This window comes from Candidatus Accumulibacter necessarius, assembly GCF_036625085.1.
The window spans coordinates 276,647-293,994 of sequence record NZ_JAZKUM010000005.1 but is presented as its reverse complement, the minus strand read 5'-3'; the positions used below and the strand labels follow the sequence as shown (position 1 = coordinate 293,994).

General features: G+C 62.0%; 15 protein-coding genes and 1 pseudogene. 2 read left to right on the top strand and 14 right to left on the bottom strand.

Annotated elements, in window-relative coordinates; translation table 11 throughout:
• Window positions 1–85: 85 nt before the first annotated feature.
• The 12 genes from V5B44_RS15245 to V5B44_RS15185 all read right to left on the bottom strand — a co-directional run bounded on the left by V5B44_RS15245 (window position 86) and on the right by V5B44_RS15185 (window position 13,098).
• Entirely contained in the window at window positions 86–829 is a 744-nt protein-coding gene (locus tag V5B44_RS15245) for a Crp/Fnr family transcriptional regulator (RefSeq protein WP_332359861.1), read from the bottom strand.
• 15 nt (window positions 830–844) lie between these two features.
• The gene (locus tag V5B44_RS15240) at window positions 845–1,675 is read right to left on the bottom strand and encodes a response regulator (RefSeq protein WP_332359860.1); all 831 of its coding nucleotides are present in this window, start codon (window positions 1,673–1,675) and stop codon (window positions 845–847) included.
• Window positions 1,675–3,693, bottom strand: a complete 2,019-nt coding sequence (locus V5B44_RS15235; protein WP_332359859.1) for a hybrid sensor histidine kinase/response regulator — start codon at window positions 3,691–3,693, stop codon at window positions 1,675–1,677. Before V5B44_RS15235 ends, V5B44_RS15240 begins: the two co-directional genes overlap by 1 nt.
• A 16-nt stretch (window positions 3,694–3,709) precedes the next feature.
• Complete coding sequence (locus tag V5B44_RS15230; protein ID WP_332359858.1) at window positions 3,710–4,135, bottom strand: response regulator; 426 nt, start codon at window positions 4,133–4,135, stop codon at window positions 3,710–3,712.
• Entirely contained in the window at window positions 4,132–6,486 is a 2,355-nt protein-coding gene (locus V5B44_RS15225) for an ATP-binding protein (protein WP_332359857.1), read from the bottom strand. Before V5B44_RS15225 ends, V5B44_RS15230 begins: the two co-directional genes overlap by 4 nt.
• Window positions 6,483–7,082 (bottom strand): biliverdin-producing heme oxygenase, encoded by a 600-nt coding sequence (locus tag V5B44_RS15220; RefSeq protein WP_332359856.1) that lies wholly within the window; start codon window positions 7,080–7,082, stop codon window positions 6,483–6,485. Before V5B44_RS15220 ends, V5B44_RS15225 begins: the two co-directional genes overlap by 4 nt.
• A 46-nt stretch (window positions 7,083–7,128) precedes the next feature.
• Entirely contained in the window at window positions 7,129–10,287 is a 3,159-nt protein-coding gene (locus V5B44_RS15215) for a PAS domain S-box protein (RefSeq protein ID WP_434735461.1), read from the bottom strand.
• 79 nt (window positions 10,288–10,366) lie between these two features.
• Window positions 10,367–10,945, bottom strand: a complete 579-nt coding sequence (locus V5B44_RS15205) for a ferritin-like domain-containing protein (RefSeq protein WP_332359855.1) — start codon at window positions 10,943–10,945, stop codon at window positions 10,367–10,369.
• 90 nt (window positions 10,946–11,035) lie between these two features.
• Window positions 11,036–11,233, bottom strand: coding sequence for a hypothetical protein (locus tag V5B44_RS15200; RefSeq protein WP_332359854.1), 198 nt, complete (start codon window positions 11,231–11,233; stop codon window positions 11,036–11,038).
• Window positions 11,234–11,277: 44 nt separating this feature from the next.
• Window positions 11,278–11,427, bottom strand: coding sequence for a lmo0937 family membrane protein (locus V5B44_RS15195; protein WP_287631906.1), 150 nt, complete (start codon window positions 11,425–11,427; stop codon window positions 11,278–11,280).
• Window positions 11,428–11,688: 261 nt separating this feature from the next.
• Complete coding sequence (locus V5B44_RS15190) at window positions 11,689–12,114, bottom strand: PRC-barrel domain-containing protein (RefSeq protein WP_332359853.1); 426 nt, start codon at window positions 12,112–12,114, stop codon at window positions 11,689–11,691.
• Window positions 12,115–12,285: 171 nt separating this feature from the next.
• A complete protein-coding gene (locus V5B44_RS15185) occupies window positions 12,286–13,098 on the bottom strand; it encodes a hypothetical protein (RefSeq protein ID WP_332359852.1) in 813 nt (270 codons plus the stop codon).
• A 351-nt stretch (window positions 13,099–13,449) separates the two neighbouring features.
• Between V5B44_RS15185 and V5B44_RS15180 the strand changes: the two genes are divergently transcribed.
• Window positions 13,450–13,734: a hypothetical protein gene (locus V5B44_RS15180; RefSeq protein ID WP_332359851.1), complete on the top strand. Its 285-nt coding sequence runs from the start codon at window positions 13,450–13,452 to the stop codon at window positions 13,732–13,734.
• Between the two features lie 313 nt (window positions 13,735–14,047).
• On the opposite strand, the pseudogene V5B44_RS15175 reads toward V5B44_RS15180, so the two are convergent.
• Window positions 14,048–15,400 (bottom strand): annotated as a pseudogene (locus V5B44_RS15175) (ABC transporter ATP-binding protein/permease); the annotation flags it as partial.
• 133 nt (window positions 15,401–15,533) lie between these two features.
• Here V5B44_RS15175 and V5B44_RS15170 point away from each other — a divergent pair.
• Complete coding sequence (locus tag V5B44_RS15170; protein WP_332360054.1) at window positions 15,534–16,895, top strand: IS701 family transposase; 1,362 nt, start codon at window positions 15,534–15,536, stop codon at window positions 16,893–16,895.
• On the opposite strand, the gene V5B44_RS15165 is transcribed toward V5B44_RS15170, so the two are convergent.
• Entirely contained in the window at window positions 16,813–17,271 is a 459-nt protein-coding gene (locus V5B44_RS15165) for a hypothetical protein (RefSeq protein ID WP_434735460.1), read from the bottom strand. The genes V5B44_RS15170 and V5B44_RS15165 overlap by 83 nt on opposite strands.
• Window positions 17,272–17,348 lie beyond the last annotated feature (77 nt).

Sequence of the window (17,348 nt, the reverse complement as noted above, 5' to 3'; positions counted from 1 at the left end):
CGTTGCCTGCTCAACACCGACCGCCTGGCGGTCAGGATGCCGTACTCACAGCTGCATGAGGATGAGGGCTCGCGCTGGCCGCAGCTCAGTCTGCCAGCGAGGAGATGCTCTGACGATGCTGCACATCGGACAGCAGGCGGATCAATTCATTGCTCACCACGGCGTAGCACTCGCAGGCGTGCTTCTCGAGGCCGCGGCGATCAAGCACCGTGATGTGACCCCGGCGATAGAGAATGAGACCGTCTCGCTGCAATCTCCCGGCGGCTTCGGTAATCCCTTCTCGGCGTACCCCGAGCATGCCGGAGATCAGTTCCTGAGTCATCACCAGCTCGTTGCCCGGCAGGCGGTCGAGCGTCATCAACAGCCAGCGGCAGAGTTGCTGTTCCACCGAATGGTGGCGATTGCAGGCCGCGATCTGCGCCATCTGCGTCATCAACGCCTGCGTGTAACGCAGCAACAAGGCTTGCAGCGAGCCCGCCCGGCTGAATTCCTGCTTCAGAACGCGGGCCTCCAGCCGATAAGCATGGCCGGCGGTCTGCACCACGGCCGAGCTTGGCGTGGTGTCTCCCCCCATGAACAACGCCACGCCGACGACACCTTCATTGCCCACGCCTGCCGATTCGGCCGACGCGCCCGACGCCATCACGTAATGCAGCGAAACGATCGATGTCGTCGGGAAATAGGCGTGCGACAACTGTCTGCCCGGTTCGTAGAGCATGTCGCCAAGCCGCATCGGAACCAGTTCCAGATGCGTCGCCAGGGCTTCGAACTCCGCCGTCGGCAGGGCGGCGAGAAGATGGTTTTGCTGCGGACTATGAGGTGTTGGCATCGCGGCGCGTCCAGATCACGGGTTCTCGTTCTTGCTGGTGACTTCAACCCCGATTCCGCGGTAACCGATGAAGCGGCAGGAACGGTTGAACATTGGCTCGCCGCTCACCCGGAACTGCTGTTGCGAGCCATCCGCGTTGACGCGGTGGAAAAGAAAATCAAGGAACGGTTGCCGGGCGGCAATGGCCGCCTGCAGCACGGCACGCTCCGACTCATCCCAGCCTGCGTCCTCAAGACCAACTGATTCGCCCAGCAGGGGGCCGACCCGGATGCCGAGCATCTCCAGGACGGGACCCGAGACCTTGGTGAAATTCATGTTCTCGTCCTGTTCCCAATACCAGTCCGAGGCCAGTTCGGTCAGGCTGCGATACCGGGCTTCGCTTTCGCGCAGTTCGGCGGTGCGTTCCTGCACCGTCTGTTCGAGAATGGCGTTGTACTCGGCGAGTTTCTTGTACAGCAAGCGGACTTCCAGCATGTTGCGGATGCGCATCTGCACTTCCACCAGATCGAAGGGCTTGCTGATGAAATCCCTGGCGCCGGCCTGGAGGGCGCGCAGCTTGTGGCCCGGCTGGGCAGTGATCACGAGCACCGGCAGGTAGGCCTCTTCCTCGTTGGTCTTCAGGGTTTCCATGACCTGAAAGCCATCCATGCCGGGCATCTGCAGGTCAAGCAGGATCAGGTCGTAGCGATGCTTGCGGTGCAGCGTACACACCTCGCTCGGATCCATCGTCGAAGCAATGGATGTGTAGCCGGCCTCATCCAGCATTTGCTCGAGCAAGAGGATATTGGACTCCTGATCGTCAACGATCAGGATGCTGGCTGCAAGGATTTCGCGCGCGGTAATCATCAGACTTCTTCCTCTTTGGCTGCGACGGCAGCGTCTGTTTTCGCGGATCTCAAGGCCTCGTCCAGCGTTTTCATGAACTCGTTGACCTTGATCGGCTTGGTGAGATAACGGAAGAAGCCTGCCAGCAGACCTTTTTCGATATCGCCGGGATTGGCGTCGGCACTCAGGGCGAGCACCGGGATATGCGCCGTTGCCGGATCGTCCGCCAGGATTTTCAGCGCGCTGCTGCCGCTGATGTCAGGCAGATTGACGTCCATCAGGATGACATCCGGCAGAAAGGAGCGCGCCAGCCTGATGCCCTGGTTGGCGTTCCGCGCACTCAACAGGTGGATATCGCTGCGGCGCAGAAGGATTTCCTCGACCAGCAGCAGATTGGCCGGGTTGTCCTCGACGTAGAGCAGGGTGTGCAGGGGTGCCTCACCGAGAACTTGCGCCTCCTGGACGAGCCCCGTTGGTTCAGCGGCGTAGCTGGCGGCTTGCGCTTCAGTCGTCAGCTTGAGTTCGACCCAGAAGACGCTGCCCTGGCCAACCGTGCTGTCAACGCCAATCCTGCCGTTCATTGCATCCACCAGCCTCTTGCAGACCACCAGGCCGATGCCCGTACCTTCTTCGCCCGGCACCTTTTGACCCAGACGATTGAATGGCTGGAAGAGTTGCGCCAGCTGCCCGGGGGTCAGGCCCTCACCGGTATCGCGAACGCTGATACGCATCGACTCCGGCGGGCTCGGGGCGCACGTCACGCAAACCGCGCCGCCGGGTTTGTTGTACTTGATTGCGTTGGACAGCAGGTTGATGATCACCTGTTTCACCCGTGTCGGGTCAGCATCGACCGAGCAACCGGCTTCGAAGGGCGCGAACGCCACGCTGATGCCCTGCTTTTGCGCTTCTGGTTCCACCATGGCCTCGCAATCGCGCAGGACCTCGGCCAACGCGACCGGTTCCATCGACAGCGAGAGCTTCCCGGACTCGATCAGCGCCAGATCGAGAACTTCGTTGATCAGCCCCAGCAGGTGCCACCCGGCCTTGAGAACTTGATCGATGCTTCGCTTCTGCGCGGGTGTTGGCGGCGGCGAAGCCAAATCGATCAACTGGGCGAAACCGAGGATGGCATGCAGCGGTGTGCGCAGCTCATGACTCATGCTGGAGAGGAAATCGGACTTGGCGTTGTTGGCTATTTCGGCCGCGACTTTGGCCTCGATCAGCTTCGCCTCGGCGACCTTGCCCTCGGTGACATCGAACGCCACGCCGAAGTGGCGCAAGCCCCGACCCTCGGCGTCGTATTCCGTCTGTCCGCGGTCGGCGATCCATCGCACCTTGCCGTCCGGAGGCACGATGCGAAACTCGTTCAGGAACGGTTGGCGTTGCGCAATCGATTCGGCGACGTTCTGCCAGAAAACTTCCCGGTCATCCGGATGGAGCAGCGCGCTGAATGTGTCAAGTGTCGGGATGAAAGTCTCCGGTGTGACGCCGAACACGCGGTAAAGCTCGGCTGACCACCAGAGCCTGTCGTCCACCATGTGCCACTCATAAATGCCCATGTTCCCGTAGGTGAGCGCCAGATCGAGCCGCTCACGCTCGGTCCGTAGCACTTCCCTCGCCTCAGCGCGATCAGCCAGCAACGCGAAACGTTCCCTGGAGTTTTCGACTGCACGTGTCAGGCTTTCGGGTGTCGTCCAGTCCTTGCCGATGTAGTCCTGCGCACCAGCACGGAGCAACTTGCGGCCATCCGCTCTGCCGGACCCGGTGACCACCACCACCGGGCACGGGGGCAAATCCGCGCTAGCACAGAAGGCCGCCAGCAGCTCCTCCGCGTTCATGTCGGGCAGGCAATAGTCAAGCAGGATGCAATCGTAGGGGCCCTCGCGCGTTTGCTGCAATTGACGCAGGCCGTCGGCGCCCAGTTCCGCCTCGCTGAAGCGATAGCGCCGATCCGAGCCGCGCAGCAGCATCTGCCGGAGATCGGCGCGATCGTCCGGGCTGTCGTCGATGATCAGAATGTGCCAGAGCTGGTTCTTCATCTTGCTGAAGTCTGGTTCAGTTGGGCAAAACGGCGCTCTTCAACCAGTAGTCGAAGATCTGTTCCAGGATTCTCAGGTGATCCCGGTATTGCACCGGTTTGACGTGATACGCGTTGGCGCCGCTGGCGTAGCAGAAACGCAGATCACGCGGATTCGCCGAGGTCGTCAACACCACCAGCGGCAGGGCGCGCAGGCGGTCGTCCTGCTTGATTTCCCGCAAGGCGTCGCGGCCATCGCACTTGGGAGTGTTCAGGTCCAGCAGGACGAGTGCCGGGAGGGCGTCATGCTTCAGCGCAGACAAGCGCAACTGCTGCAGGCACTCGTCACCGGAGGTGGCACGGCGGATTTCATTGGGCACACCAGCGCACCGCGCCGCATCGAGCACGGTCGCAAAATCCTCGTCGGAATCCTCGACGACGAGAATGTGCCGCGCGAGCATCATGGCCGGACCTCGTCCGGGCTCGGCAGGGTGAAATAGAAGGTGCTGCCGACACCTTCGGTCGAATCGAGCCAGATGCGGCCACCGTGGCGCTGGACCAGCTTCTGGACGATGGTCAGCCCGGCTCCGACGCCGCCGCCAAACTCCTTGCGACCGTGCAGCCGCTTGAACATGCGAAAGATCTGGTCGAAGTGCCGCCGCTCGATGCCGATGCCGTCGTCGCGCACGTAATAAATGACTTGCTCATTGGCTTCGGCGGGCGCGTTTGGGCGCGCGCCGGGTTCGTCCGGCGCCAGGTAGCCCACCTCGATTCTGGGGCACGCCTGGCGGTTGTACTTGAGCGCGTTGCTCAGCAGGTTGCTGAAAATCTCGCGGACGCGCACGTGGTCACTCTGTATGGTGGGCAGCGGACGCGGCAATTCGATGCTGCACGTATTCTCCGTCCGGCGCACGCCGATCATCTCGAGTGCCTCCGCGACCGCTTCGTTGAGGTCTACGGTTTCGAATTCCAGGCTCGTCCGGCCAACGCGGGCAAAGTGCAGGAGCGAATCGAGCAGGCTGTCCATGCGCACGGTCAGGCGCATCAGACTGTCCACGTGCTGGCGGTTCTCGGCATTGAGCGCTTGCGCGTTCTCGAGCAGTTGATGCGCGTAGCGGTTGATGCCGCGCAGCGGCTCCTTGAGATCATGCGAGGCGACATAGGCGAAGGCGTCGAGTTCTTCGTTGCTGCTGGTGAGATCGACGTTCAACTCTGCCAGGCGCTCGGCGCGCGAGATGACCAGTTCCATGACCAGAAAGCGCAGGCGCAAGGCTGCGTCAACTTCCATGGTTGACCATGGGAGAGCGCGCGCACGGACGGATTCAACGAACAGCTCGAACGAATGACGTGGCGTCAGGCGAGACCCGTGCGGCCCGGTGACGAGCAGCTTCTCGTGTGGGTAACCCGCCCAGTTCACTGTCTGCAGCGTCTCTGGCCGGAACCACAGGATGAGATCGCGCCGCCGGTGCGAGACCCGAACTGCTAGTACGCCGCTGGCGACATCCGCGATCCCGGCGCCAGCCGGATAGTCGCGGGCGAGCGAATCGGTGACGAACGCCGGCCGCGTCGTCGAAGCAAATTCAGGACGTTGGTCAAGCCAACCGGCCAGCGCATCGAGCTGCGCCACCCCCGGCGTGATGCCCGCGCACCACCAACGGTCCAGGTGATAGAGGGCGGCGCCGCCGGCGTCGATCGCGTCGAGCAAGGACGGATGGCGGTCCGACAAGGCCATCAGATCACCCTCCTGCGCGGCGATGGCGACCAGTTGCTGGTGTACACGCTCCAGCTTCAGGCGATAAGCGAGTTGCTCGTTGCGCTCCGCCGACTTGAGTTGCAGCGACGCGACCTGAGCCAGCAGTTCACACGCGGCGCGGACCTGGTGAGGGAAGTGCACCGGTACCAGGTGATGACAGGCAATCAAGCCCCAAAGCTCGCCATCGACCAGGATCGGCATCGTCAGCGATGCCGCGACGCCCATGTTCGCCAGGTACTCGGTATACATGACCGAGGCTCCGCGCAGCGCGCAATGGGTCATGTTGAGCGGACGGCCGGAGTCGGGGTTGGCGAGTGGAACCAGCTCCACCAGCGTTCCGGCGGCATTCGGGAGTGGCCGAATCCACATGTTTTTGTAGATCTCCCGTGCTGGTTTGGGAATATCGCTCTCGGGGTAATGCAGCCCCAGCCAGGGGTGCAGGTCCTCGCGCTTGCTCTCGGCGAACACCTCACCGTGGTTGTCAGGATGGAAGCGGTAAACCATCACGCGGTCGAGCCCGGTGATGCTACGCACTTCGTTTGTCACACGCTGGCAAAATTCGCGCAGGCCGTCGGCGGCTTGCAGGCGGCTGACCGCCGAGGTGACCAAACCGAAAAAATTGGCGTCCACCTGACCTGCGGCCCTGCCGGTGGACTCGAACTCCAGCACGGCGACGCCTTCAACGGTGTGCACGCAAACATCCAGTGGGCTTCTGCCCTCGCGCGCCGGCAGCGTGAAAGCGTAGGCTGCGCTACCGGCAAGCGACTCGCGCCCCAGCATCTCGCGCAGACACGCTTCGTTTGCCGATCCGACGACCCGCGCAACAGGCTGACCCAGCAATTGCTCCGGCGACTCACCCAGATGCTGGCCGGTGTTCTCGCTTACCTGCAGAATCGTCAGGTCACCGAGTCGCACCACCAGCAGCGCGCCGTGTGCCTGGATGCAACCCGGCGTCTGCACCGGCTCGCTGTCGCAGGTGGTGAGGGTGGTGCCATGGCGCTTGATACTGTAGGGGCCATCGCCCCAGGGCAGCGGTGTGGTTTCGGTCGGATTGTCGGTCATGGGTGGGTCGCCCGTGTTCCTGATGTCGGAAATAGCCATTCATCGATGGTCGCGAAGGTGTCGTTGGCGCTCGCGATGATATCGTCTTCCCCGCCTGTCCGTTGCACCAGCGCGGTCAGGGTTGCACCGAATGCTTGCCAGCGCCGACCGGTTTGCACGCCGTAGCCGTTGAAGAACGCGGCGCCCGACGCAGGTGAGAGACCCAGGTGTGCCTGCAGGTGCCTGCTGATGAGCTGCCCGCCAAGGGTCGCCCCTTCGATCACGTAAAGGCAGCCGAAGACCTGCGGAATCGAAGCGACCGCCGGCAATTCCGCGCAGCGCGGCAACCTTGCCAGGGCCTCGGGCGTCTCACCGAGGGCGATCAAATCGCTCTCCAGGCGTGGGGTCTTGCGCCGTTCGGCGGCGTAGTCCACGCCGATCTCATGCCACCACGGCAAGCTCAGCAAGCGCGCTTCCAGCGGCTCGTAGTAGCCGAAAAATCGGCTGACGATCCGGTGATAGCTCTGGCGCGACAGCCGAGGGTCAAGCAAAGGCAATTGGCACTCGAGCGCCCGATGACGCCCACTCGTTGCCTGCCGCAAGCGTTTCAGGAACATGGCCTGGGGGCGGGGCGACGTTTCGCCCGATTCACGTCAGTAACCCTCATACCAGGTCCCGTCTGGCTAAACGGACCATCTCCGCCCTGGCAAATTTCAGTGCGACGTCCAGCGTATCCATGAACTCATTGACCTTGATCGGTTTTGTCAGATAGCGGAAGAATCCGGCTTGCAGGCCTTTCTCGATATCACGCGGGATGGCATTGGCACTGAGCGCGACGACCGGTATATGCGCCGTGGTCGGGTCTTCTGCCAGAATTCTCAGTGCCTGGAGGCCGCTGATGCCGGGCAGGTTGATGTCCATCAGGATGACATCCGGCAGCGAGGCACGGGCAATCTCGATGCCGCGCTTGCCATCCCGCGCACTCAGCAAACGAATATCGGGCCGGCGGGCCACGAGATCCTCGACCAGCATCAGATTCGCCGGATTGTCCTCGACGTAGAGCACGGTGAGCACGGGTGCGTCGCCGCTGACTTGCGCCTGGACAAACCGCGTCGGCTCGGCGGCACGAGCCGTTGCTTCCGGTCCGCTGATCAGGTCCAGTTCGATCCAGAACACGCAGCCTTTGCCGACAACGCTTTCGACGCCGATGATGCCGCCCATCAATTCGACCAGTCGCTTGCACACCATCAGGCCGATACCTGTGCCTTCCTCGACATTCGCCTTCTGGCCGAGTCGGTTGAACGGCTGGAAGAGCTGCGCCAACTGTTCCGGTGCGAGGCCTGCGCCCGTGTCACGGACGCTGATCCGCATCGATTCCGGTGTGCTCGGCGTGCACTCGACGCTGACCCTTCCACCCACCTTGTTGTACTTGATCGCGTTGGAAAGCAGGTTGATGAGGATCTGCTTCACCCGTGTCCGGTCGGCGCGCACGAAGTACGGCGCTTCGCAGCGGGAAAAAGCCACGCTGATGCCACGCGTGAGCGCCTGTGGCTCGATCATCGCCTCGCATTCGTACATCACTTCGGTCAGCGACACCGGTTCCATCGACAACGACAGCTTGCCGGACTCGATCAGCGCGAGATCGAGGATTTCGTTGATCAACTCCAGCAGGTACCATCCGGCCTTGAGAATCTGATCGATGCTTCGCTTCTGGGAAAGCGTCGGCTGCGGCGAGCCGGATTCGATGAGTTGGGCAAAACCGAGGATCGCACTGAGCGGCGTGCGCAACTCGTGGCTCATGCCGGAAAGGAAGTCTGACTTGGCAAGATTGGCCCGCTCAGCCACCAATCTGGCGCCCTCGAGCTCGGCATTCTTGTCCCGCAAGAGCTGATCGAGCAGCGCGCGCTCGGCCGCGATCCGCTGGCGCTCGGTATTGTCGGTGCCGATCAACAGGTAACCGATAATCGAGTCCTGCGGGTCACGCAGGGCGGTCACGGATACCTCGGCTGGCAAGCGGCTGCCGTCCTTGCGGATGTAGGTCAACTCGTAGACATCGCCGATGCCGCGCGACGCCTTGAACACCAATGCTTCGAAGCCAGGCGCAATTGGCGTCCCCAGCTCGAGGCTCAACGCCCTGGCACGGGCGATCACTTCCGCAGGATCGGAGATGTCAGCCGGCGTGATCCTGTTCAGCACTTCCGCTGCCGAGTAACCCAGCATGTGTTCGGCGCCGACGTTGAAGATCTGAATGACGCCGCGGGCGTCGGTAGCGATACTCGAGAAGTTGGCACTATTGAAGATCGCACTCTGCAAAGCCCCCGCTTTGAGCAATGCCGCGTCGGCCTGCTTGCGCGCCGTGATATCGCGCAGAATACCGGTGAAGTAACGCTGGCCGCCGAGCCACATTTCGCTCGCCGCGATCTCCAGCGGGAAAGCGCTACCCTCCTTGCGCCGGCCGACGACTTCGCGTCCGAGACCCATCGCGCGCGCCTCAGGGCTCGCACTGTAATGCTCGAGGGAAGCCGCGCTCTGGCCCTGCGCAAGCTCGGGTATGAGCAGGCTGAAGTCCTGTCCGATCAGTTCTGCCGCGGTGTAGCCAAACATCTGCTCGGCTGCCGGGTTGACGGTCTCGATGCGGCCGCTGCCGGCCTGCAGGGTGATGATGCCGTCCACCACGGTCTTGAGAATCGCCTCAATCAGCGCGGTGCTGTCGCGCAAGGCCTGCTGCGCGGCATATTCCTCGGTGACATCACGGAACACCAGCACGGCACCCAAAATCTGGCCGTCCCGGTCGCGAATCGGTGCGCAACTGTCGGCGATTGCCCGCTCGCTACCGTCGCGCGCGATCAGTACGGTGTGGTTGGCCAGGCCCTGTTTTGTGCCATGGGCCAGGGTTTCCATGACCGGGATCGTCGACGGTTGACGGGTTTCCTGGTTGACGATGTGAAACACGTCCTCCACCGGACGACCTGTGGCTTCCGCCTGTGCCCAGCCGGTCAGCTGCTCGGCCACCGGATTCATGCGCATCACGCGCGCTCGCGCATCCGTGGCTATGACCGCGTCACCGATCGAGTTGAGCGTCACGGCAAGCCTCTCCTCGCTGTTGCGCAAGGTCGCATTGGCCTGCTGCAGTTGCTCATTGACCACTTCCTGAGCCTCGAACAAGTGGCCTGTTTCGAGCTCCCCGGAAGTCCTGAGTCGCGGCCGTGCGGGTCGATGGATCCGGTGGGCGAAGGCGAATGCCAACAGGAGCAACAGGGCACTCGCGCTGACGACGACTGCCAGCAAGCGGCGCAGGATCGACTTGAAGTCCGCTTCCTGCTGTCGCAGCGAGGCTTCCTCCACAGCAACGACGCCACTGATTTCGGCGCGAATCGAATCCATCAACTGCCGCCCCTCGGCACTGCGCGCCAGCTTCAGTGCAGCGACCGAGTCACCATCACGGCGCAACGCGACCACCTGCGACATTTCCGCGAGTTTGGCAGCCATCAATGGGCCCAGCGCATCGAGATTCTTCTCGGCAACACCGAGCGCGGCGAGCCGACGCAATTGCTCCAGATGGCCGCGGATGCGATCGCGCGCCGCCGGATACGGTTCAAGCAAGGCTTGATCGCCGCTCAGTGAATAAGCACGCTGGCTGATCTCCGCATCTCTCAGCGAAGACAGCAGATCGTCTGCGCTGCTGATGGCAAGATGGCTACGCTGGCGCGCCTGTGCACCTTCCTCGATCTGCCGGAAAGACGACAACGATGCCGCCGCCGCCAGCGCGACCAAGAGGGTCGCTGCTGCAGACGCAGCCATGATCTTGCTCGTCGCTTTCATCGGGTCGCAGTCCTTGAACTCCCTTCAGTGTGGCACGAGATCAGCGAGATCAACAAGAAGGCGCGCACGTTCGTCGCGATCAGACCTTCCCGTAATCCTTCATGCCCTTGAGGAGCGACGACAGGTCTTCGGCATGCTCCTCTTCGCTGGCCAGTATTTCCTCCAGCATGCGCACCGTGCTGGGATCACGATTGCCGAGGTAGGCAATCATCTCGCGATAGCTTTCGATGGCGATGCGCTCGGCAATCAGGTCTTCCGTAATCATGCTCTTGAGCGAATCACCCTCGACATATTCCGCATGGCTGCGCGCTGCCAGCCCGTCGGGTGAGAAATTCGGCTCGCCGCCGAGCTCGATAATGCGCTTGGCGAGCAGGTCGGCATGCGCCATTTCCTCGGTCGCATGCGCCAGAAACTCGGCGGCGACCGGCGCCGCGTGAATGCCCGCTGCCATGAAGTAGTGGCGTTTGTAGCGCAGCACGCAGACCAGCTCGGTGGCGAGCGCCTCGTTCAGTGTCTCTATCACATTCTCGCGGTCGGCGGCATAGCCGGCCGTGACCGCGCCATCCTCGATGCGCTCGCGCGCCCGTTGGCGCAAGGTCTTGATGTCGGAAAGCGGCGACCGCTCCGCCGACACTTCTTTCAGGGCAGATGCTTTCATTTGTGGGTCCTCGGTTGGTTGGTGGATGGACGCTGCCCGGACCAATCGCGATTCAAGGGATTGGCGCACGAGTCAACAAGACTCGGGCGCTTACGGCGGGCCCCCTCGAGCGCGCATTGCCCAACCGCCGGACCGGGCCAGATTTCCGCCCTCGTCCTCCCAGGTGCGCAAGCCGTCCTCGAGTTGCTGCTTGTCGAGCGGGCGGGAGCGACGGCCGATGGCAAAAGCCGCGAGGCACCCCGCAGCCACCAGAGCGAGAAAAGCAAATTTGCTGTTGCCAATGATCATGATTTTCCAGTTTCCCGTTGCCCTGGCCAGCGGCCAGGGTGGACTCAGCCGGAGCGACGCCCGCTGATGACGTTGACCAGGATCGACACGATGGCGATGACCAGGAGAATGTGAATGAAGCCCCCCATGGTGTAAGACGTCACCAAACCAAGGAGCCACAAGATGACGAGAATGACGGCGATGGTGTACAACATGTCGACTATCCTTTCCAGTTTGTTTCAGGCTGAATTCGAGCTCACGTCAAGGAACGCCTGAATCGAGCCTTGACCAGTCTTGAGGCCGCGATCGGGGCTTCACCCTTCTTCGTCGGCTGCTGAGCTCAAGATGAATTCTCCCCTTCGCGCTCGCTAATTTCTGTGCGCCGGCGAACATAGGCGGCAATGACTTGCCAGGGTCTTGCGGCGGTGCTCGCCGGTGGCTGCCGGCGAAAGCACCCAACAAAAAACCTGCACAGGTCAATGCGGCTGGGTCCCGTAATAGGAATGGATTTCCCGTGCCCAGGACTGGTCCGCCATGTTCGGCCAGTGGCCTTTGTCAAAACCTGGCGCGTGCTCCAGGCGCGCCTTCTCGACCTTCAGGACAAAGCGCTTGTTCAGCGTATCCAGCGTCAAGGCGTGCCACGGCACCGCGAAGAGCTTCTCGCCCATGCCGAGGAAGCCGCCGAAGGAAAGCACCGCGTAGGCCACCGTGCCGTTGCGCAGATCGAGCATGATCTCCTTGATGTCGCCCAGATCTTCATCCTGATGGTTATAGACCGAGTTGCCGACGAGCGTGTTGGCGCCCATCATCTCGGGGCCGGGGCCGCGCCGCTGATCCGGTCCGGGTTCGCTGGTGCCATGGTCCTTGTACATGCCATAAGTATCGCGATCTTCGTAGTTCATAGTCATATCTCCAAAGGATTGGTTTCGTCAGTTGGCCGCAGCGTCGGGACCAGGGGTCCGGCACTCGGTCCACGCAAGGTAGGCTAAGGACACGGCGCGGTCTGTACGGCAGCGCACAGGCAATCCGCGCTTCCTGTCAGCGCGTCGCATCGCTTGGCCGCTCAGCGGTCCTTACGGCAGTCGATCACCTGACGCCCGCTCACTGCTGATCAGGTATGGCCGGAGGCGGTCGCCACGTTGGCTGGCAGGTGTGGCGGCAGCGGTCGATGGCGCCCTGCCTCCCTGTTCAAACCCAGGTGCGGCACGGCAGAGGGCCAAGTACTCGACAGTCAGCCAGATGCCGCGCAGGATCACCAGCCACATGAGGTTGTAGGCCCACACCCAGCCGATGACCTGCCATGAGATCGGCTCGACCAGTACGCCCGTGGCGCAGATCAGCGTGGTCGCCACCTGGGCGAGCAGAAGCAGCGCGAAGAGCGCTGTCGGCGGGCGCGACGGCCACGGAGAGCCCGTTCCGCTGCCACTGGCGAACAGCATGACATTGCCCCCGACAACCAGTTGCAGGAGCATCAGGGTCTGCAGCCCACTGTTCGTCGGCACGCCAAAGAGGGCCAGCACGTGCTGGTTGGATACCAGCCAGACGCCCATCAGGAAGGGGCCGAATGATTCGACGATGAGGAACAAACCCAGGAACACGGAGACGGCCGATACTATGGACGCCTGCCTAGCGCCGTACTCCGCGTTGGCGACACCCTGGTCACAGGCCAGCGCGAGCCTTGGCTCGGGTTGGTGGCGCAGACAGTCGATTTCAACGTGTTCGGCAGCAGGCTGTCGAATGGCCTGGATTTCAGGCTGCTGGCCCTCTGCAATGACCAGGTGGCTGCCCCTGTCGACAAGGCAAGGGGCGGGCGTGGGCGTCCATGGCGGCGGCGAAAGCGCCGATGGCGGCGCTGAAGGCCGGAAAGCTGAGGTCATGCGGCTCACGGTCTTCCTCCTAGGGTCTTCTTCCAACCCGGAGGGTGGACGACCGGGGCAAGCCACGTCTGTGCGTTACCGCACCCTGCAGCGTCGCGCGAAGAGAGGTCCACGGTTGCTGGCTCTGGCTGATGCCTTCCGGGCCGCCTCACCAGGCACGACCGAACACCGGTGCTCGGCGCCGTTTGGACCAGGCTTCGCCTGCCTTTGTACGCCAGCGCACAGACTGCCGGTCCTCGTCTGCCTATCCTTAAGCAAAGGGACCATAAGACATCCAGGCGCTACAGACTGCTGCCTGAACGCTCGCAAACCAGAACCTTTCAACTTTTTCCACCTTTTCAACCACAAGGAGTCATAGCCATGTCAAAAAGAGACGACTACATCGAGAAGATGAAACTTCAACTCGACGAGGTGAATGCAAAGATGGGCGAGCTGGAAGCCAAAGCAAAGGAAGCGAAAGCCGATGCGCGGGCAAAATACGCCGACGAGATGGCCAAGCTCCGTGAGCAATCCCAGCTTGCCCTCACCAAGCTCGACGAACTCAAGGCCGCCGGCGAGGATTCCTGGGACGCCATGGTTGCCGAAATGGAGAAGATTCGCGACGCCTTCATTCATTCCTTCAAGTACTTCAAGTCCCAGATCTAAGGCGAATTGAGGCGAATTCCAGGCATTGCCATCCCAAACCGTCCAGGATTTCCGTCATTCCCGCGCAAGCGGGAATCCAGTCCAGACTCTGCCCTACATTGGGCCGAACGGTGGCTCCCCGCTTTCGCGGGGATAACGGCTATCGGCTATCGGTATCTCCCTCCCTCTCGGGAAATCGCCTAAATCCCCGCCCTGCCAGCGCGACAACCTGCAGGCGGTTGGTCAGCGTGCGCCCGGCGGCTGTGCCGGCGAGCCCCGGCGCGCGAGGAAGCCTGGTGGTCACTGAGCCTCGGCCATGGGAGAACCAGCGCCGCTAGCGATCAAATCGATAGTCCCTCGCCGCATAGAGCTGCCAGCCGCCGCTGCCCGCAAGTTCCAGCACCTGCGGGTGATACTTCAGGATCGAGGGACGATGGCCGACGCTGACCAGGGTCGTGCCACTCGCCGCCAACTGCCGATACAGGCTGTCCTCGTTGGCGATATCGAGGGCGCTGGTCGCTTCATCGAGGATGGCGTAGCGGGGTGCGGCGAGCAGTACCCGGGCAAGAGCGACGCGTTGTTGCTCGCCCACCGACAGTACCTTTGCCCAGTCCAGTTCGGCATCCAGACCGCCGAAATGCTTGGCGATATCCGGCAGGTTGACGCTCTCCAGCGCCCGCAGAAGTTCCTCATCCGTGATCTCGCGATCCTGCAGCGGATACAGCAACTGGCTGCGGAGACTACCCAGCAGCATGTAGGGCCGTTGCGGCAGAAACATCATGTCGCTGGCAGCTGGCTGGATGATGCGGCCGCTGCCCGAGCGCCACAGGCCGGCAATGGCGCGCAACAACGAGCTTTTCCCGCAACCGCTGGCGCCGACGATCAACACGCCCTCGCCCGGATTGATCGTCAGCGAGAGGTTTTTGATCAGTGTCCGCGCATGGTTGGGCGTGTGGAGGGTGAGGTTTTCAATCGCCAGGCGGGAATTCCGGGCGAAGGCAATATTTTCCCCGGCCATCGGTGGCGGGTCTTCCTTCCCGGCGACGAACCGGGCGAAGCCATACAGGCGATCAATTCCTGCCGCAAACCGGCTGAACGTTTCGAAGTTGTCCACGATCACCGTCAGCGCGCTCAATATCGCCGCAAAAGCACCGGCCGCCTGGATCGCCCGCCCAACTTCCAGTTCCCCCGATATCACCCGCCCGGCGATGATTGCCACGGGCAGGATGATGGTCATGAACCGGTAACCATACTGGAACAGGTTCAGATTCAGTTGCGCCTTGATCAGTTTCGTGAAATTCCTGAAGACCTCATCAAAATACCCGCCAACCTGCCGTGACTCCTGTGCCTCGCCGCGATAGAAAGCAATGGCTTCCGCGTTCTCCCGTATGCGCACCAGGCTGAAGCGAAAATCAGCCTCACGTTTCAGCTGGTAGAAATTCAGCCCGATCAGGACCTTGCCGAAAAGCAGGATGGTCACTGCGGTGCCGACAATTGCGTAAACGACCAGAAAAGCGACCAGGTCTCGGGAGATCGACCACAGCACCCCAGCAAACGCGACGAGTTGCAGCAGTGCGCCGACCAGCACTAGCAGAAAGCGGAGCGACTCCTGGGTAAAGGTCTTGATGTCTTCGGCAACGCGCTGATCCGGGTTGTCGATCTCGCTACTGGCATTCAGCCGGTAGTAATTCTACTTTGTCAGATTCGTATTCGCCTTCCTGTGATCTGCGTTTGTCATGTGCTAGAATGCCATACGTCGTGATTGTTTAATCTATTCATGGAGTTGTAAATGACAATGTCAACTCCATTACGTCGATAGCATATCTTCGCTGGTCGCTTCGGCACTCGAGCACTTCGATTCGCACTTCGCGCCCTATCTCCATTGCTTTCGAAGCCGGACCCGTTCGGTAGAAGACACCGCGCGCCGGTATCTGCACGGGCTGTTCCAGAGTTCGCGCCGTAACCTGGAGTGCATGGCGGAAACCGTATCCGACAGCCGCTATCAGCCACTGCATCATATGCTTAGCGAATCCAATTGGGATCGGCGCGCGGTGCGTCGGCAACTGGTGGTCGATGCCAACGCCCACTTCGGCTATCCCAGCGCTCTACTCCTGGACGAGAGCGCGTTCGGGAAGAAGGGAAACATGTCCGCGGGCGTGGCGCGGCAGTGGAACGGTCGCTTGGGGAAGGTCGATAACTGTCAGGTGGGCGTCTTCGCGGCGGTGACGCGCGATGGCGTAGCAAGCGTGGTGGATGCCGACTTGTATCTGCCGGAGAAGTGGGCCAAAGATACGACACGTTGCGAGGCGGTGGGGGTGCCTGAGGAGGCGCAGACGTTCCGCACCAAGGGCGAGATCGCTCTGGACATGGTAATTCGCCTGAGGCGGGAAGGCTTGCACTTCTCTTTCGTCGCCTTTGATGGCGGCTACGGGCACTTGCCCTGGCTGCTCGGGGAACTGGATGTCGAGGGAGAGATCTTCTTCGCTGAGGTGCATTCGGATCAGGCGATCTATCTCCAGGATCCCGCACCCGCGGTGGCGGCTCGTCGTTCGTCGAAGGGTCGAGCGCCCCGTCGGCTGCGGACCACGGCGGTGCCCATGACGGTGGCCGCGTGGGCAGCCACGCAGTCGGCATCCGCCTGGGGGCGTCTGTCGATCCGTGACGGCGAGAAGGGCGAGGTGATGGCCGACTATCTCACCCAGCGGGTGTGGGTCTGGGACGGCGAGGCGCCGTTGGCGAGCCGTTGGCATCTCCTGGTACGACGGGAACTCGATGGGACGAAACTCAAATTCGGCCTGTCCAATGCCAAGCCCAGGGCGTCTTTGCGCCGCTTGGCGGAAATGCAGGGAGCGCGCCATTTCGTCGAGCAGTCCTTCCGAGAGGCCAAGAGCGCCTGCGGCATGGCCGAGTATCAGGTCCGCCGCTGGCAGGCGTGGCACCATCACATGGCCCTGGTCATGATCGCCACCATGTTCCTGGCCAAGGAGCGCCTGGCCCATCGCGAGACGGCTGAACTGCTCTCCTGCCGTGACTTGATAGAGATCATGCGCCATCGGCTGCCTACCAAGATCGTCACCGACGAAGACCTCGCGGCATCCATCATCGATAGGCATCGACGGCGGCACAAAGCCATGGAATCCGCCTACAGAAAGCAAGCCGCCATGCTCTCAGCATTAGATTGAAAGACAATCTGACAAAGTAGAAGTAAGCTCGCCTGCTGAAATAGCTGCCGAGAAGATGCCGCGTCAACCAGCGCCGCCAGTGGAGAGCGAGCTTGTCCCGCACGTAGTAGTAAAAGGCATGGATCGGCACCGCAACGATCAGGACGGCGAGGCACAGCTTGATGGAATTCCAGAATCTGTCTTCGTCCCTGGCCGCCAGCGCCGAGGTGAACTCCCCCGTCAACTGGTTGAACAGCACGTCGACGCCGGTCTGACCCAGCAACAACAAGACCAGCAGGGCAAGCAGGCCGCGGGCTGGCCATTTGTCTTCCCCGAACCAGTAAGGTACCGCTATCGCCTTGAAGCGATGCCACAAGTGCTGATCAAAGCGGATCATGCTGTCTGTGAACGCTGCCGGCCCTCTCCCGCCAGCCCTATGCCCCGTGCGCGGCGACCTGCCAGCGATTCGGAGAC

Bases quoted from the DNA above. Each gene is read 5' to 3' on its own strand.
- V5B44_RS15200 (WP_332359854.1), bottom strand. From the start codon at position 11,233: ATGATCATTGGCAACAGCAAATTTGCTTTTCTCGCTCTGGTGGCTGCG.
- V5B44_RS15245 (WP_332359861.1), bottom strand. From the start codon at position 829: ATGCCAACACCTCATAGTCCGCAGCAAAACCATCTTCTCGCCGCCCTG.
- V5B44_RS15190 (WP_332359853.1), bottom strand. From the start codon at position 12,114: ATGAACTACGAAGATCGCGATACTTATGGCATGTACAAGGACCATGGC.
- V5B44_RS15205 (WP_332359855.1), bottom strand. From the start codon at position 10,945: ATGAAAGCATCTGCCCTGAAAGAAGTGTCGGCGGAGCGGTCGCCGCTT.
- V5B44_RS15195 (WP_287631906.1), bottom strand. From the start codon at position 11,427: ATGTTGTACACCATCGCCGTCATTCTCGTCATCTTGTGGCTCCTTGGT.
- V5B44_RS15240 (WP_332359860.1), bottom strand. From the start codon at position 1,675: ATGATTACCGCGCGCGAAATCCTTGCAGCCAGCATCCTGATCGTTGAC.
- V5B44_RS15220 (WP_332359856.1), bottom strand. From the start codon at position 7,082: ATGTTCCTGAAACGCTTGCGGCAGGCAACGAGTGGGCGTCATCGGGCG.
- V5B44_RS15235 (WP_332359859.1), bottom strand. From the start codon at position 3,693: ATGAAGAACCAGCTCTGGCACATTCTGATCATCGACGACAGCCCGGAC.
- V5B44_RS15230 (WP_332359858.1), bottom strand. From the start codon at position 4,135: ATGATGCTCGCGCGGCACATTCTCGTCGTCGAGGATTCCGACGAGGAT.
- V5B44_RS15180 (WP_332359851.1), top strand. From the start codon at position 13,450: ATGTCAAAAAGAGACGACTACATCGAGAAGATGAAACTTCAACTCGAC.
- V5B44_RS15165 (WP_434735460.1), bottom strand. From the start codon at position 17,271: ATGATCCGCTTTGATCAGCACTTGTGGCATCGCTTCAAGGCGATAGCG.
- V5B44_RS15215 (WP_434735461.1), bottom strand. From the start codon at position 10,287: ATGAAAGCGACGAGCAAGATCATGGCTGCGTCTGCAGCAGCGACCCTC.
- V5B44_RS15225 (WP_332359857.1), bottom strand. From the start codon at position 6,486: ATGACCGACAATCCGACCGAAACCACACCGCTGCCCTGGGGCGATGGC.